This is a genomic window from Hymenobacter radiodurans (genome assembly GCF_004355185.1).
In the GTDB taxonomy this organism is placed as follows: domain Bacteria; phylum Bacteroidota; class Bacteroidia; order Cytophagales; family Hymenobacteraceae; genus Hymenobacter; species Hymenobacter radiodurans.
In genome coordinates this window covers 266,555-282,350 of the sequence record NZ_CP037922.1, presented here as the reverse complement: position 1 = coordinate 282,350, position 15,796 = coordinate 266,555, and the positions used below count along the sequence as shown (strand labels likewise).

The window sequence follows — 15,796 nt, the reverse complement described above, 5'->3', positions numbered from 1 at the left end:
AAACTCCGTGGGTAGTTCGCTGGGGGGCTTTTTTATCTTTTTTCTAGTAGCTTACCAGACAAATCTTCAAGCCCGCGCGGCGCAGTACAGTATGCTCAACCTGCCTATTCTCAACGTCCGCATTCAACCCTGCTTAGTAGCCGAGCAGCACCACCTGACGCCCCAGGCGCTAGGTCACCACTGCGCCCTCTGCGACCGGCTCGTGCAGGATTTTACCAACAGTTCTCAGGCCGACTTGGAGCAGGCGCGGGTAGATTCCTTGGATGGCCGAGTATGCGGCCGATTCTCGCCGGCGCAATTGATGCCAACGGTGCGGTTGCGGCCCAAGCTGCGGCAGTTTCTGGTAGCGCTAGTGTTGGTGTGCGGGTTGGGGCTGACGAGGCAGGAGGTAATGGCACAAATACAGGATAGCACTCAGCGTCATTATCCCATAGACACCAAAGTCTATGGCATGGTCGCACAGCAAATGCCCGTTTACAAAAATGGAGGTAATGCAGCTATCATTACAGCTATAATGCAAAACTTGCGCTACCCTGCTGGTCACACGATTGTTGGTCGTGTAATTGTTAAATTTACTATCGACAAGGCTGGGCTTTTACAGGAGCCAACAATAATCAAAGGTCTAGGCTCTCCGTTTGATCAGGAAGCGCTTAGAGCCGTGAGCCTCTTGGGGCCGTGGAATCCCGGTAAGCAGAATGGTCAACCTGTTGAGGTGCCATTCACTATACCAGTCAATTTCCGGCCACCAGGCAAGCCCACGCCTTGATCCTTCCCAAAAAATTCGCACCTTATAAGCCGATAGTTCTAACCCCACCTCTCCCGGCTTATGATCTTTACGCCCAGTCCTATGCTGCTCAAGCTGCTCTATACCCGTGGCAGCCTGCGCAACACGCCTAATGGCGTGGCTTTCAGCATCAAGAACCGTCTCGACACCGTCCGCTTCACCCGCCTCGACTACGTGCAGATCGACGGGGAGCGAATCACCCCCGATCATATTGCCCTGGACCTGGGCGACGGCGACATTCGCCCCGCACCCGATGTGCTGAGCCGCACCCCCGGCGGCCTGGAGTTTTTGGTGGGTCACAGCATTACATTTTACCTCACCACCGCTGCGCTTACTGAAGGCCTGCACGGCGTACAGGTGCAGTTTGCGGCCGATCCGTTTGGCGACCTGCATGTGGAGGTAGAGGACAGCATCGTCAATCAGTCGACTAATCGCACGCGCATTCCGCGCCAAGATGCCGACGACTACGCCGAGTCGGCCATTCAGGAGCGACAGCGCTTTGCGCAGGAATACACTGGCCAGGAGTTCGAGCATCTGAAAAACTACTCCTTCGACCCCCACATGCTCCAGGGCAACTGCGAGCATTTTGTAGGCGTAGCCCAAATTCCGGTGGGTTTGGCCGGGCCGCTTACCGTGCACGGCGAGCACGCCCAAGGCGACTTCCTCATCCCGATGGCAACTACCGAAGGCACGCTGGTAGCCAGTTATAACCGCGGTATTCAAGTGCTGAACCTATGCGGCGGCGTAAAGTGCACCGTCATCGGCGACGCCATGCAGCGGGCTCCCGTGTTTGTGTTCGACGACGCCCGTGGTGCCCGCGACTTTTCTAAGTGGGTAGAGGCCGAAATAGACGCTATTCGTCAGGAAGCCGAAAGCACGTCGCGCGTGGCTAAGCTTCAGTACATCGATACGTATCTGGCTACCAAGTTTGCGTACCTGCGCTTCAACTACAGCACCGGCGACGCGGCCGGGCAGAATATGGTGGGGCGCGCCACCTTCGCCGCCTGTTCCTGGATTCTGGAAAACTATAAGGGCCCTGGCATCCGTCATTTTTACCTCGAATCGAACTTCGCCACCGACAAAAAAGCCTCCCAAATCAACGTGATGCGTACGCGTGGAAAGCGCGTAGTGGCCGAGGCCGTCGTGAAGCGCGACATCCTGCAGCAACGCATGCGCGTGACGCCCGAGCAACTAGCTTATCATGGGCAAGTAAGCAATGTGGGAGCCTTTATTTCGGGCGCCAACAACAACGGCGCGCACTCAGCCAACGGCATTACCGCCTTATTCATTGCTACTGGCCAAGACGTGGCTAACGTGTCGGAATCATCGGCGGGCGTGCTGTATTCGGAGGTAACCAAGGAGGGCGACTTGTATCTGAACATCACGATTCCGTCGCTCATCGTGGCAACCCACGGTGGCGGCACCGGTCTGGCCACTCAGAATGAATGCCTGCGGATGCTGGGCTGCGTGGGCCGGGGCACCGTGAATAAGTTTGCCGAAATAGTGGCCGGCGTGGTACTGGCGGGCGAACTAAGCCTAGGTGCTGCCATTTCGAGCAGCGACTGGGTCAGCAGCCACGAGCAGTACGGCCGCAATCGATAAGAAAAGGGCCGCAGGTCAGCTTGGTCGCTTTAGCGGTGCTGGTATTTAGTTAACAGATTTATAGTTACTCCATCCGAAAATGAAAAGAATAAGCTTACTGGCATTATTGAATGTGGCGTTGGTTAGCCCGAGCATGGCTCAGAATCAAAACATTACAATGAGCGAAGTAGGGCGACTAACAGGTGGATCATATACACCATTTGAATACAAGCGCCTCGTAGATCAGACGAAACTCACGCCCGAGCAAGCGTATTACACGCCTGACTGGAAAGCTGGTACGCTGCTGTTTACCAACGAACAGGCGCTGGCCGTACCAGCCATGCGCTTCAATATGGCCATGCGCCTAGTAGAGGTACAGGACCCAACTGCCGAAGGCGGTATTCGGATAATTCCCGCTGCCAGTATCCGAGGATTTATTCTGGGGCCCGCCGGCAAAAACGGGCAGGCTTTTGAAGTTCAGTCGTATCGGTCGGCCAGTTACAGCGGCAAAAACTTTTTTGAATCGCTCAACCAAGGTCCTGTGCGCTTATTCCTACTGCATGAAGTGGTAGAGCGTCCAGCCGCCCGCAACGAAGCCCTTGGCGTTGAAACACGCGCTGCACAATACCTGCGCAGTACACAGCCGTACGTTTTGCGCGCAGGTCAGGAGCGAGTTGAGCCCCTGAGCCTAACCAAGAAAGCTGTGCTGCGGATGTTCAATGAAAAAGCCCCCCAAATAGAAGCATACGCCAGTCAGAACAATCTAAGCTATGAGCAACTGCCCAACGTAGTGAAGATGATGGAACACTACCAGAGCCTAATCAAATAACAGCCAAATAGTTATCTTTCATATAGCTTCCGCATAGTAAAGCATGATTTTGCTACTGGCATTACATTTATGAAAAGCTCCTTTATTATCTGTCTTGGGTTTGGCGCTACCATACCTCTGCTTTTTTGCTCGGCTAGCTACGCGCAGGAGACTGTTAACATGAGTCCGGGCGTAAATGGGCCTTCTATGGCACAGCTGCGGCAGGAAACCTTTCAGGTGGGCGTTCGGAATGCCCATCAACAGCGAATAGTGGAGCAGCTTAAGATGGCCTCACCCCTGACCTATTATGATAGCGACTGGCGGCCGGGCACTGTAAAACTAGCTAATGGACAGGAAATCAAAGCTCCTATGCGCTACAATTTGGTGGCGCGGGCCCTGGAGATTCAGCGCCCAGGTCCTCCAGCCAAGCCAGACAGCGTGTTACTACTCCCGCAGTTTCAGGCAGCACAATTTGGCACTGCTTTACCATCCTTATTTCGGGAGTTTGTGGCTCATCCGTACCAGTCGGATCAATCGCGCCACGACCTTAACCTGTTTGAAAAGATAAACTCCGTGCCAGGGCCCGTGGATCTATTGCTGCTGCACGAAGTAGTTGCCCAAACTACATCTTCCGCCTTCGCTCCTGGCGGTACTGGGCGGCCCGCCGATCAAAGAATAGAGCGCGTAAGTCGTCTGTATGCCCGTACGCCCAAGCGCACTACCGTGCAGGAGATAAATCTTAACAAGACCGGTGTTCTGTATCTATTTGGAAAGGATGCGAACCGGATGGCGAGCTACGCTTCAGCTCACAAGCTCACATTCGTCGATTTGGCGCACGTAGTCCAGATAGTCGACGAATACAACAGGACAGTTCAGCCCGAGTAACCTACGTAAGTCACATAAAAAAGCCCCCCAGAGCTACTCCGGGGGGCTTTTTTATGTGGTTTATATCTCTTGGTTACAACGGATCAGCTGTCACTTTGAAGCGTGAGTCGGCACGCATAGTAATATCCTGAGCGACGGCGCGCTTCACGCGGGCTTCCGTGGTGAGTGTGTAGCCCGAGGCCTTGAGGTACTTATCCAGTTTGGCGCCACTTGGCTTAAGGTCGATAACCTTTTGCCCCGTCGGCACCGGATTAAGCGAAGCCAGTGCTACCCGGTCACTCTGATCAGTACTGATATAAAGGGTTACGCTTTCTAAAAAGTCGAAATTCTCATTATTTGGGTCGGTAATAGTGAGCGTAAGCTTGTTCAGGCTCACATCCTTTACCAAATCGGCGCGGGTATCTTCATTCTTGAAGCGTTCCTCTGAACGGGTTGTCACGGCTACCGGAGCTACCGGGATTAGCCCCACAACAGCATTGCCAGCAACCTTAATATTCTGAGTGTCATCAATGTAGAAGGTGAGCAATTGATCGATTTTCTCACAACCAGCTGTCAAAAAGAGGAGCGCAAGTGGGATGATGAATAGTATTTTTTTCATGTGATTGGCTTTTGCTGCATTTGAGCAACAATTTGGCCAATCGATTTCATAGATGACAAACCATTTAGTCCATCATATCGGCGGCGCGAGGAGGCTCGTGCTTAAAATCCGGATTCCAACTCATAGGGTATTTCTCGTCCACGTATTGCAGGGCTGTTTCGGTGAGATACATGGGCCGGAAGGTATCTACCATGACCGCCAGCTCGTGGGTTTCTCTTTTGCCAATGCTAGCCTCTACCGTGCCGGGGTGCGGGCCGTGAGGCAAACCGCTGGGATGCACCGTAAACGATGCTAGATCAATGCCTTTGCGCGACATGAAATTGCCGGCTACATAGTAGAGCACCTCGTCAGAGTCAACGTTGGAATGGTTGTAGGGCGCCGGTATACTCAAAGGGTGATAGTCGAAGAGGCGAGGCACGAAGGAGCAGATGACGAAATTATGCGCTTCAAACGTTTGGTGCACGGGCGGCGGCTGGTGAATGCGACCTGTAATCGGCTCAAAATCGTGAATGGAGAAGGCATAGGGGAAAAAATACCCATCCCAGCCAACCACATCAAAGGGCGAATGGGCGTAGGTGAGTTGGTGCAGATAGCCCTCCTTTTTTACCTGCACGCGGTATTCGCCGGGCTCCTCTTCCATGATTAACTCAGTTGGAGGTCGCATATCCCGCTCACAGTAAGGAGAATGCTCCAGTAGTTGCCCGAAGTGGTTGCGGTAGCGCCGGCACGTTTCGATGGGGCTGAACGACTCAATAATGAGCAGGCGCACAGGCCCTTCTTCGAAATGAAACTGATGAATAATCGTGCGCGGCACTACCACGTAGTCGCCGGGCTCGAAGCTGACTTTGCCCAGTTGACTCCACAGCTCGCCACGGCCTTCATGCACGAAAATCACCTCATCGGCCAACGCGTTTTTGTAGTAGTACTGCATGCGGCGCTCCGTAGGGTTGCAGATGCTGAGCATCACGTCTGCGTTGCCCATCAGCGTCTGCCGGGCCTGCAGATAGTCGCCACCCGTAGTGGTTTGGGCGAGGGTGCGCAGATGGCTGGGCTGTAATGCTCTGTCCTTTAGCAGTTTTTCGCTGTAGGGCACTGGCTCACCAACCTCTTTTATCTGGGTGGGCGGGTGGATATGATAAAGCAAGGAAGAGACGCCATGGAAACCGAGCGTGCCCACAAGCTGCTCCGCGTACAGCGACCCATCGGGCTGACGAAACTGGGTGTGGCGCTTACGCGGAATCTGGCCGAGGCGGTGGTAGTAAGCCATAGAAATAGGGAAAGCAAGGGTGGGATTGCCTAGTAATGCAAGCTGGAAGGTCGGCAAATTCCCCTAAAAACGCTACGTGCGAAGCTCACCTCACGCTGGCGCCGTACCTTTGCAGACCTACATCGCCCGTCGTATCTGCTTCATTTATAAGCTGCTGCTCACCAACTTTTTATTGGAGCAGGGGTTTGTAGCAAAACTATCCTCTACTGTGATCTGTACTTTTTTTTCGCCTAAACTACTTGGGCCACTTGCACTTCTGGTTTTGCTTACTGCCTTTATTCCTCACACCGGTCGGTGGGCGGAGTCAGCAGCCAAAAAAGCCCCCCAGCCAGCCCGCGTTCGGACATTTACTTTTGAATACAGAACCACTGTTCGAAATTTGCCCCCCAGCGCCAAGGCCGTCGACCTGTGGCTTCCGGTACCGCATTCCGATAAGTCGCAAACTATTAGTGACTTAAAGATAGAATCTCCGCATCCGTACGAGGTAGTAAAGGCGCAGTACAACAACCAAGTGCTGCACCTGAAGGTGACGAATCCGTCGGCAGAGCCTTTCACCGTATCAGTGCGTTTTCAGGCAGCCCGGCGCGAGCACCTGAACCTTGCTGCGGCACCAAAGTCAGCCGCGGCGGCTACGAAGAACACCGAAGCTGGAGACCCCAATATGGCCCGCTGGCTAGAGCCCGACCGCCTTGTGCCCTTGGATGGTAAGATCAAGCAATGGGCAAATGAGGTGGTTTCGCAAGCCAATGCCCATACCGACCTCGAAAAGGCGCAGGCTATTTATAACCACGTGGTTTCTACCGTTAAGTACGATAAAACGGGTCAGGGCTGGGGGCGTGGCGACATCTACTACGCCTGCGATGCCCGCCGCGGCAACTGCACCGATTTCCACGCTGTATTTATTGGCTACTGTCGCGCTCTTGGTATTCCGGCGCGCTTCAGCATTGGCTTTCCGCTACCTCCCGAGCGCGGTACAGGCGAGGTGAAAGGGTATCACTGCTGGGCCGAGTTTTATACTCGCGAAACCGGCTGGGTGCCTATAGACGCGTCGGAGGCGGCCAAAAACCCAGCCCAGCGCACCTACTTTTTTGGGGCCCACGATGAAAATCGTGTGGAACTGACCCGTGGCCGCGACCTTACACTAGCTCCCCGCCAACAAGGTGCGCCGCTAAATTATTTTGTTTATCCCTATGCTGAAGTAGATGGTCAGCCCTTCACCAGTTTGGAACAAAACTTCTATTATCAGGACCTGAAATTGCCCCCCAGCAAGCGGAAATAACAGAACAGTCGTCTATAGAGATCGGGTAGCTATAGGTGTCAAAACAAAGCTGGGAATAACAGCTACTAAACGCAAAAAGGCCGATCGTCTCCTTACGGAGAGGCGACCGGCCTTTTCTTGTTAGCACTTAGTAATAGTAGATTTCTAGCAAATAGATATAGATAAGAGGTTATTGTTTAGCTACTACCAACTCGGTAGCAGCTTCGCGGACATACTCATTCGAATCGGTGCGCAGGGCGGCTACCAACTCAGCTGGTAAACTATGCCCGGCTGCTTGTAGCGCCATTACGCTAGCCAGCCGCATATACGCATCCTCATCGGTGAGGCGAGGCAACGCATATTCTACCGCTTTTGCGGGGTGCAAATCCGACAGTGTATTGAGTGCATATCGGCTGACGAGCTTATGATCGTCGTGGCAGATAAGGAATTCCATCAATTCCGTGCGATGAGGAATGATATAGTGAGCTACATGCTCAGCAGCCAGGTAGCGCGTGTGGTAGAGCGGCGAAAGCAACCCACGCTCCAGTAGAATAGTGCGACGAGCAGGCTTCAGCGTTTCGAGGCACTCATACAGAACATCCTCGTGTAGATAGTCGGCCGTGATGGCTTCCAGCAGCAAGTCAATGCCGTTCACGTCGCCCCAGCCACCGTTCTGCTTTTCAATTTCGGATATAGTGGCCCGGTGCAGGTCGCTGCGGTAGCGCCGACGCTCCATGGTATCGTGGTCGTCGTCCCAGAAGTTCAGCTTTAGTTCTTCCACCAATACTGCTCCACCCTGCCGCCGCGCCATATAGCTCCAGAATTGCTCTAAAGCCTGCTGTAAATCTTTGTGTGCGTCGCTCATTCGTTTTCCGAAAAAGGTTAATTGCGTCTACCGTAACGGCGGGGCTTTCCACCAAAAAAACAGCCTAAGCAGGTGTTGGAGCATTATCAACAATCACCCATCAATCAATTGAATCCATTAATTACCTATCCATCCGCCACCTTGACTCTATGTGCTAAGTGGTGGCGAACGTACAATAGGCAAGAACTATGCTCAGTTCCCAGTAAGCTGGGCCGTACTCGTATCAATAGCGCGCAATGCTTGTTGAAACTCTACGTCTTGCTCAGCTAACACCGTGTGATAGGCGTTTTTGCCGTAAGCACTCCGGGCAATGTGCGCTTTAAGTTGTGTGCGTAGGAGCGGAGCCGCCCGGCGCAAACCAGCTGCATCGGCCACCAAGCCTGCGCGGGCCGCTAAAGCGCTTAGAGCTTGAAGCTGGGTATCCGTGATGCGAAACGATGCATTGAATTGCTCAAAACGAAGGCCTTCTAGCTCAGGCTGATGATCTTGGTAAAACTTCAGCGCGAACTCACGCACCAGATTGCGGCTTTGCAACCGGCGGAAATACTTGGAGAAAGCCGTGGTATCTCGGGGCACAAATAAATCAGGCATGATACCGCCCCCGCCATATACCGTACGACCGTGCATCGTGCGATACCGCAGAGAGTCGGCGAAGTGAATACTGTCGGCGTGGAAGTACTCGCCTTGGCGCTGACGCTTGGCCAGTTCCTGCTCATACTCAGCGTGTCCGCCCTGATACGATTTCTGGATAGAGCGGCCCGAGGGCGTGTAATAGCGGGCGATAGTCAGACGCAGTTCTGAGCCATCATTGAGAGCAATGGGCTGCTGAACCAAGCCTTTCCCAAACGTGCGCCGACCGACCAGCAGGGCGCGGTCATGATCTTGCAAGGCACCAGCCACTACCTCAGCGGCGGAGGCACTACCTTCGTCTACCAGCACAACTAAAGGGCCTTCTTCGAACTCGCCCAGCACGCGGGAGTAGGTTTGGGTATCGTATTGGTCGCCTTTACCATCGGTATACACGATTTTGCGGGTACCGGCGATGAACTCATCGGCCATTTTGGTGGCGCGGTCGAGGTAGCCGCCGGGGTTGCCCCGTAAGTCTAGCACCAAACGCGACATGCCTTGGCGGCGCAAATCACCTAATGCCTGCTTGAACTCCTCATAGGTATTGTTGGCAAACCGACTCACTTTGATATAGCCAGTTTGGTTATCAACCATATAGGCTACTTCCACTGAATTATTTGGTACCCGCTCGCGGGTCACCGTCACGTTCAGCAGCTTGAGTGAGCCACGGCGCTGAACCTGAATTTGCACACGGCTAGCCCGCGGACCGCGCAGTTTGCCATACACCTGCTCGGTCGTCATGCGCACCCCAGATACGGCCTCACCATTCACAGCCAGCAGTTGGTCGCCGGGCCGAAGGCCAGCATGCTCCGCCGGGCCGCCCCCAGCGAAGCTATTACTGTAACTGTGTCTTGAAATATATTGAACTCAACTCCTACACCGTCAAAATCACTCTGAAGGAAGGCGGAAGCCTGGGTTTGCTCTTTTGCTGGTATAAATACCGAGTGTGGATCGAGGCGCTCCAGCATACGGCCAATGGCGTAGTCGGAAAGCGCTTCGGCATCAACAGAGTCGACATAATCGCGGTCTACGTAGCTCAAAATCTCTTTGAACTTCAGATAGCCGCGCGAGGTACTATCGGGGTTTTGGCCGGAGGGCCTGAATGGATTCGCACCTACCAACATACCGCCAGCTAGTACCAACGCTAACAGCCATGGCTGCCGCACCTGTAAGCGGGAAGCACGAGGCGCCGACGTCGGAGTGAGCTCCGGAGTAGGCGTCGAAACAGTGTTCGACTTGGCGTTCATAAAAGGCTGGAAGAGTAGATGTTTTAACTATAAACGGCAGTTAGCGACAAGGCAACATTCCAAATCTAGTAAAACTATTACGGGAAAATCATGCCTATTTATACCCCTACATTATTTTCAAATAACAATGCAATTTTATATTTTGTAAGACATATTTATAATATAACAAGGTAAATACGCTGGCATTATACTAGAGTTATTACTAAAGTATTACATTGAAAATATATAAAATTTCCAATAAAAAGATTAAAGCTCATTACAGCCTAGGTAGGCTAGAAATCAACTTAGTGGAGACGAGCAATAGCGATAGGTGCCGTATCTTTGGGCGAGTAGCCAGATTACTGCACCTTTCTATTTTCATCCCGACGTAATGAGCCGAATTCTTGCCATTGACTACGGCAACAAGCGCGTGGGACTGGCCGTGACCGACCCGTTGCAGCTCATTGCCACGCCCCTCGAAACCATCCATAGTCAGGACCTGTTGGCTTATGTACAGGCGTACCATCAGCGTGAACCGTTGGCAGCTATTGTAGTGGGGATGCCGCGCACTTTGCTCAATGAGCCAACAGACGTAACCAGTGCTGTGGTTGGTTTGGTGCGGCGTTTGCGTCGCGAGCTGCCAACTGTACCGGTGCACGAGCTCGATGAGCGCTACACTTCGCGCATGGCGCACGCCGCGATGCTGGCTGGGGGGCTTTCGAAGAAAGACCGCCGCGACAAAGCCACCGTCGACCGCGTGAGTGCCACGCTTATTTTGCAATCTTTCCTTAATTCCCGATGATTTATCCCATCGTTGCCTTCGGCGACCCAGTATTAAAGACACCCGCCAAGGACATATCAGTAGATGTTGATGCCAAAGAGCTGAAACAGCTCATTGCCGATATGTTTGACACTATGTATCACGCTCGCGGTGTGGGCTTGGCCGCTCCGCAGATTGGGCGCAGCGTACGTTTGTTTGTTATCGACTCGGCGCCTATGCTGGACGACGAAGATGAGGATGAGGAAGAAACTACTGAAGCTCCTTCCGTTGCCGAAAATGCCCCCCAGGACCAGCCAGTAAAGCGGGCCTTTATTAACCCCGTAATGGTGAGCGAAACCGGCGAAGAATGGGGCTTTGAAGAAGGATGCCTGAGCATTCCGGGCGTGCGGGAGATGGTGTACCGGCCGGCCAATATCGTGCTGCGTTACGAGGACGAAAACCGCGTGGTACACGAAGAAGCCTTCTCCGGCATGACGGCCCGCGTCATTCAGCACGAGTACGACCACCTAGAAGGCATTCTGTTCACCGATCATTTATCGGGCTTCAAGAAGCAACTGCTGAAGGGCAAGCTTACGCGCATCAGTAAGGGCGATGTGAAGGCCGATTATCGGTTGCGCTTCGCAGGGCAAGGGCGGCGCTAAGCCATAAGAAAAAGCCCCCCAGCCACCGATTATGAAGAAACTCCCACTGCTTCTGTTGCTCCTGCTGTTGCCTTTGCAGCCGCGGGCGTGGGGATTTTTCGGGCATCGCATGATCAATCGGCTGGCGGTATTTACCCTGCCGACCGAGCTGCTGGGGTTTTACAAAAAGCACATTGACTATCTCACCGACCACGCCACCCGGCCTGACCAACGCCGGGCCGTGGTACCGGGTGAGGCAGCTCGTCACTTCTTGGACGTGGATGCTTATGGCGACAGCGCGATAGTTCGTTTGCCCCGTAGCTGGGCCGACGCCGTAGCGCGCTATGGCGAAGATACTTTGCAGCGGCACGGCATTGTACCGTGGCACGTGGCGCGCATGCAGCTTCAACTGACCGAGGCTTTCCGCACCCGCGACGCTGACCGCATTCTGCACCTTTCCGCCGACTTGGGGCACTATGTTGCCGACGCTTGCGTGCCGCTGCACAGCACCCGCAACTATAACGGCCAACTGTCCGGTCAGCGGGGTATTCATGGGTTATGGGAAAGTCGTTTGCCGGAATTGCTGAGTGCGAATTATGATTTTTTCACTGGCCCAGCACCCTACCTTGATAACCCTGCTTTCAGCATCTGGGAAGCCGTGGGCCGCTCTAATGCCGCAGTAGATTCGGTGTTGCGGTTTGAGCGGGAGTTGACCAACCGTTTTCCTGACGACAAGAAATACGGCTTTGAGGAGCGCGGTGCTCAGGGCGCGGTGCGCGTGTATTCGCGCGAGTTTAGCCGTGCTTATCACGAGCGCCTGCACGGGCAGGTAGAACGGCAAATGCGGCGGGCCGTGCAGCTTGTGGGAGCTTTCTGGTACACCTGCTGGGTAAACGCCGGCCAGCCCGATCTGAAAAATTTGCCCCCCAGCATTTCTGCTGCAGAGCAACGCCGCTTGGATAAGGAAAGCACGGAATTGAAAAACGCCCCCCAGCGCAGTATTCCGGGCCACGAGGACTAAAACGGCAACCTCCCCTACACATATGAAAGCCCTCTACACCATTCTGCTGCTCACCGTGTCCAACCTCTTCATGACGTTTGCCTGGTACGGGCATTTGCAGTTCAAAAAGATCACCTGGCTACACGGGCTGGGGTTGGTTGGCGTGATTCTGGTGAGCTGGGGCCTAGCGTTTTTTGAATACGTTTTTCAGGTACCCGCCAATCGCATTGGGTTTGATGAAAATGGCGGACCATTTAACCTGTTTCAGCTTAAGGTTATTCAGGAGGTCATTTCGCTGAGCGTCTTCACGCTGTGCGCGGTGTACATTTTCAAAACTGATAAGCTGGCCTGGAACCATGTAGTGGGCTTCGGGCTGCTGGTGGCGGCAGTGTATGTCATCTTTCGCAAATGGTAAGCTAAACGGTAGTGCCGTTGGAAAGCGGTAATTTGCTCACCGGTCGCGCCAACTTGCGTCGGCTTACTGCCCCTGGGGGGCTTTTTTGTGCTACTTCCTACCTATGTTACGTAACTGGTTTCTTTTTTTCTGCTTCCTAATCTTGGGACTCAGCGGGTCCACTCTGTCAGTTCAAGCGCAGAAAGTTGGCTTAGTACTGAGCGGCGGCGGCGCCAAGGGTTTGGCGCACGTGGGCGTACTGAAAGTTCTGGAGAAGAACAAGATACCAATTGACTACATCATTGGCACCAGCATGGGCTCGGTGGTAGGCGCTATGTATTCGGCGGGTTATTCGCCAGCCGAAATCGAGGAAATCGTGATGGACCCCGACTTTCAATACTGGGTGTCCGGTGAGCAACTCCAAGACAAAGCCTTCAACTATCTGAACGCTGATGCTTCCCCGGCGGCTCTGCGCGTGGGCGTGGCCATCGACTCGTCGTTGAACACGCGCATCTCGCCCAATCTGATCAACGACGTTAACTTGAACTTCGCGCTGGCCAAGTTTCTGGCGCCAGCTGCCGCGGCTGCCAACTACGATTTCGACAATCTGTTTATTCCCTTCCGGTGCCTTGCCGCCGAGGTATTTACCCGCAAGCAAGTAGTACAGGAGAGCGGCTCGCTTGCCGATGCCGTGCGCAATTCGATGGCGGTGCCGCTGGTATTTCGCCCCATTCGCAACCCCGACGGCCGCTACCTTTTTGATGGGGGCATCTACAACAACTTCCCCACCGATGTTATGCGGTCCGCATTTCAGCCTGATATTATCATTGGGGTGAACGTGGGCGATGTGGCCTACAAAAAATACCCTTTCGAGAAGGACGACGAGCTGCTACTGGGCTCCATCGTTTTTTTGGGCGCCGATGTAGCTGATACACTGGCCGTAGGGCCAAACGGAGTATTCATTCAGCCTGATCTGGAAGGCTACGGCGCCACCGACTTCGACAAAGTGCGCGAGCTGATCGAACTGGGCGAAAAGGCGGCGCAGGATAAGCTCACGCAGATGCTACGCCGCATTCCGCGCCGCGTCGATACACTGGCGCTGGCCAGCCGCCGCCGCGAGTTTCAGAATTCGGCCCCCGGTCCGGTTTTTAAACGCATCACGGTGCAGGGTCTGGCCGAAAAGCAGAACACTTATGTAAGCCGGTTTTTCCGGCGGGAGGGCCGTAGCTATACCATCGACGAGATTGAGGAAGGCTACTACCGCCTCGCGGCCGACGACTTTTTTCGCAATATCTACCCGCGCATTCGCTACGATCAGGACCGGCAGGGCTATGTATTCAACATCGATGCCCGCCAGAATAACAACCTGTCGGCCGAGGCGGGCTTTGTACTGGCTACCCGCGCCGTGGACAATATTTATGTGGGGCTGGAATACCGCTGGCTGACCAAATACCTGTATTCGGCGGCTGTAAATGCTAATCTGGGGCGCTTTTATAATGCGGTGCAGGGCCGGTTTCGGGTGAGTATTCCAGAGAAGCTGCCCTTCTTTGTGGAGCCCAGCGTGACTTACAATAACTGGAGCTATCAGAAAACCGGCGGCCTGCTGGGGCGTGATATTCAGAATACGCTAATTGAGCAGAGCGACTTAGCCTTAGGCGTGCAGATTGGGATTAGCCCCCGCTACCGCAGTCGGGTTTCGTTGGAGGCGGGCTATTTTGGCAACCAGGATAACTACGCCAATACCCGCGAAGTATCCTCCAGCGACGTACTGGACCGCACCAGCTTCCGCGGCCTGACAGCGGCGGTCCGCTACAGCCGCAACTCCCTGAATCGCAAGCAATACCCTACGGCCGGGCGTCGAGCTTTGGCTAGTATACGCGGCGTGCAGGGCACTGAGATATATAGCCCCGGCTCCACCTCAGTATTTGAGAACGAGTACCGCGACAACCACCAATGGCTACAGTTTTCAGCTACCACGGAGCAGTATTTTATGCTGCTCAACAAAAAGCAGATATGGGGCTATTTTGGGGAAGTAGTTGTCAGCGGACAGGCGCGCTTTGCCAACTTCCGCTCCTCCCAGACGACCTCACCGACATTTGCCCCCCTCGTTGATTCGCGCACGCTATTTCTGGATAACTACCGCTCGCCGCGCTACGCCGCCGCTGGTTTGCGCTTCTCCCAGAGCCTGCTGGCTAGTAAGTTAGAATGGCGCTCCGAGGCTTTTGCCCACCTCGTGTATAAGCCTCTGCGCGACAGCGAAGGCCAGCGGGCACTTCAAAAATCCGGCTTCGATCGGCCTCGCCTGACAGCTAGCACAGGTTTCGTGTATCAGACGCCCGTTGGGCCCCTTGCTCTGCACGGCATCTACTACGACGACTCAGCCAAGCGCTTTGGGGTGTTTGGCCATATTGGCTACCTGCTGTTTCATGGCCGTTCGCTCGACTAAAATACTCTGCGTAAGGCCCTCCTTTCTCCTGTCTAATGAAACCACGGCGCGCCACTCCAACCGTCAAAAAAGCACTCATTTTTTCACCTGAGAACGTGTTTGAGCGGTGGACTGCTGTTGAAATTGCCCCCCAGCAAGAAATGGAGCAATGTCGGTTCGTGGCTTGCGACTTCTCGGGCGCCGACTTCACTGATAAACGCTTTATCGACTGCCTGTTTGAGCGGTGTAATCTATCATTAGCAAAGTTGGCCGGTGCAGGCTTGCAGAATGTGTCGTTTCGGGAGTGCAAGCTTTCGGGCGTGCAGTTTGCAGCCTGTCGGGATATGTGGTTTGAAGTGGAGTTTGCGCATTGCCAGCTTCCCTACGCTTCCTTCCACGGTAAGCGCATGCGCGGCACCCGCTTCGCGAACTGTGTGCTGACCGAGGCCGATTTCAGCTATGCCGACTTAACGGAAGCAGTCTTTCAGGAGTGTAACCTAACCGGGGCAGTTTTCGAGCAAACTCAGCTCACCGCCACCGATTTTACCACCGCTTCCGGCTTCCTCATCGACCCCGATATGAACGTAGTAAAGCGCGCCCGCTTCAGTCTAGAAGGCTTACCTGGTTTGCTCAGCAAGCACGAAATAATCGTGGCGTAGCATTACCTTACCTACCCT

The 15,796-nt window shown here is 54.1% G+C and carries 16 protein-coding genes; 11 read left to right on the top strand and 5 right to left on the bottom strand.

Annotation, left to right across the window (positions count from 1 at the left end):
* Nucleotides 1–7 precede the first annotated feature (7 nt).
* The 4 genes from EPD59_RS02205 (at nucleotide 8) to EPD59_RS02190 (ending at nucleotide 4,058) form a co-directional block, all read left to right on the top strand.
* A complete protein-coding gene (locus EPD59_RS02205) occupies nucleotides 8–766 on the top strand; it encodes an energy transducer TonB (protein WP_133271362.1) in 759 nt (252 codons plus the stop codon).
* A 60-nt stretch (nucleotides 767–826) separates the two neighbouring features.
* Nucleotides 827–2,386, top strand: coding sequence for a hydroxymethylglutaryl-CoA reductase (locus EPD59_RS02200; protein WP_205703466.1), 1,560 nt, complete (start codon nucleotides 827–829; stop codon nucleotides 2,384–2,386).
* Nucleotides 2,387–2,465: 79 nt separating this feature from the next.
* Nucleotides 2,466–3,194 (top strand): hypothetical protein, encoded by a 729-nt coding sequence (locus EPD59_RS02195; protein ID WP_133271361.1) that lies wholly within the window; start codon nucleotides 2,466–2,468, stop codon nucleotides 3,192–3,194.
* 69 nt (nucleotides 3,195–3,263) lie between these two features.
* The gene (locus tag EPD59_RS02190) at nucleotides 3,264–4,058 is read left to right on the top strand and encodes a hypothetical protein (protein ID WP_133271360.1); all 795 of its coding nucleotides are present in this window, start codon (nucleotides 3,264–3,266) and stop codon (nucleotides 4,056–4,058) included.
* A 73-nt stretch (nucleotides 4,059–4,131) separates the two neighbouring features.
* Here the strand turns inward: EPD59_RS02190 and EPD59_RS02185 are convergent, their stop codons facing one another.
* Entirely contained in the window at nucleotides 4,132–4,656 is a 525-nt protein-coding gene (locus tag EPD59_RS02185; protein WP_133271359.1) for a hypothetical protein, read from the bottom strand.
* A 64-nt stretch (nucleotides 4,657–4,720) separates the two neighbouring features.
* The gene (locus EPD59_RS02180; protein ID WP_133271358.1) at nucleotides 4,721–5,923 is read right to left on the bottom strand and encodes a homogentisate 1,2-dioxygenase; all 1,203 of its coding nucleotides are present in this window, start codon (nucleotides 5,921–5,923) and stop codon (nucleotides 4,721–4,723) included.
* 262 nt (nucleotides 5,924–6,185) lie between these two features.
* On the opposite strand from EPD59_RS02180, the gene EPD59_RS02175 reads away from it, so the two are divergent.
* Nucleotides 6,186–7,202: a transglutaminase-like domain-containing protein gene (locus tag EPD59_RS02175; protein ID WP_240731579.1), complete on the top strand. Its 1,017-nt coding sequence runs from the start codon at nucleotides 6,186–6,188 to the stop codon at nucleotides 7,200–7,202.
* A gap of 169 nt (nucleotides 7,203–7,371) precedes the next feature.
* On the opposite strand, the gene EPD59_RS02170 is transcribed toward EPD59_RS02175, so the two are convergent.
* From EPD59_RS02170 to EPD59_RS22125, 3 genes are all read right to left on the bottom strand, one after another.
* Nucleotides 7,372–8,046, bottom strand: a complete 675-nt coding sequence (locus EPD59_RS02170) for a HEAT repeat domain-containing protein (RefSeq protein ID WP_133271357.1) — start codon at nucleotides 8,044–8,046, stop codon at nucleotides 7,372–7,374.
* 192 nt (nucleotides 8,047–8,238) lie between these two features.
* Nucleotides 8,239–9,444, bottom strand: coding sequence for a S41 family peptidase (locus EPD59_RS02165; protein WP_240731578.1), 1,206 nt, complete (start codon nucleotides 9,442–9,444; stop codon nucleotides 8,239–8,241).
* Nucleotides 9,441–9,920 carry a hypothetical protein gene (locus EPD59_RS22125; protein ID WP_240731577.1) on the bottom strand — a complete coding sequence of 160 codons (480 nt, stop codon included), beginning with the start codon at nucleotides 9,918–9,920 and terminating at the stop codon, nucleotides 9,441–9,443. Before EPD59_RS22125 ends, EPD59_RS02165 begins: the two co-directional genes overlap by 4 nt.
* 370 nt (nucleotides 9,921–10,290) lie before the next feature.
* Between EPD59_RS22125 and ruvX the strand changes: the two genes are divergently transcribed.
* The 6 genes from ruvX to EPD59_RS02135 all read left to right on the top strand — a co-directional run bounded on the left by ruvX (nucleotide 10,291) and on the right by EPD59_RS02135 (nucleotide 15,778).
* Entirely contained in the window at nucleotides 10,291–10,701 is a 411-nt protein-coding gene (gene ruvX, locus EPD59_RS02160) for a Holliday junction resolvase RuvX (protein ID WP_084445095.1), read from the top strand.
* A complete protein-coding gene (gene def / locus EPD59_RS02155) occupies nucleotides 10,698–11,321 on the top strand; it encodes a peptide deformylase (protein WP_133271356.1) in 624 nt (207 codons plus the stop codon). Before ruvX ends, def begins: the two co-directional genes overlap by 4 nt.
* A 31-nt stretch (nucleotides 11,322–11,352) precedes the next feature.
* On the top strand, nucleotides 11,353–12,321 hold the full coding sequence (locus EPD59_RS02150) for a zinc dependent phospholipase C family protein (protein ID WP_133271355.1): 969 nt from the start codon (nucleotides 11,353–11,355) through the stop codon (nucleotides 12,319–12,321).
* Between the two features lie 22 nt (nucleotides 12,322–12,343).
* On the top strand, nucleotides 12,344–12,715 hold the full coding sequence (locus EPD59_RS02145) for a DMT family protein (RefSeq protein ID WP_133271354.1): 372 nt from the start codon (nucleotides 12,344–12,346) through the stop codon (nucleotides 12,713–12,715).
* 142 nt (nucleotides 12,716–12,857) lie between these two features.
* Entirely contained in the window at nucleotides 12,858–15,140 is a 2,283-nt protein-coding gene (locus EPD59_RS02140; RefSeq protein WP_165963449.1) for a patatin-like phospholipase family protein, read from the top strand.
* A gap of 35 nt (nucleotides 15,141–15,175) precedes the next feature.
* Entirely contained in the window at nucleotides 15,176–15,778 is a 603-nt protein-coding gene (locus EPD59_RS02135) for a pentapeptide repeat-containing protein (protein ID WP_133271352.1), read from the top strand.
* Nucleotides 15,779–15,796: the final 18 nt, after the last annotated feature.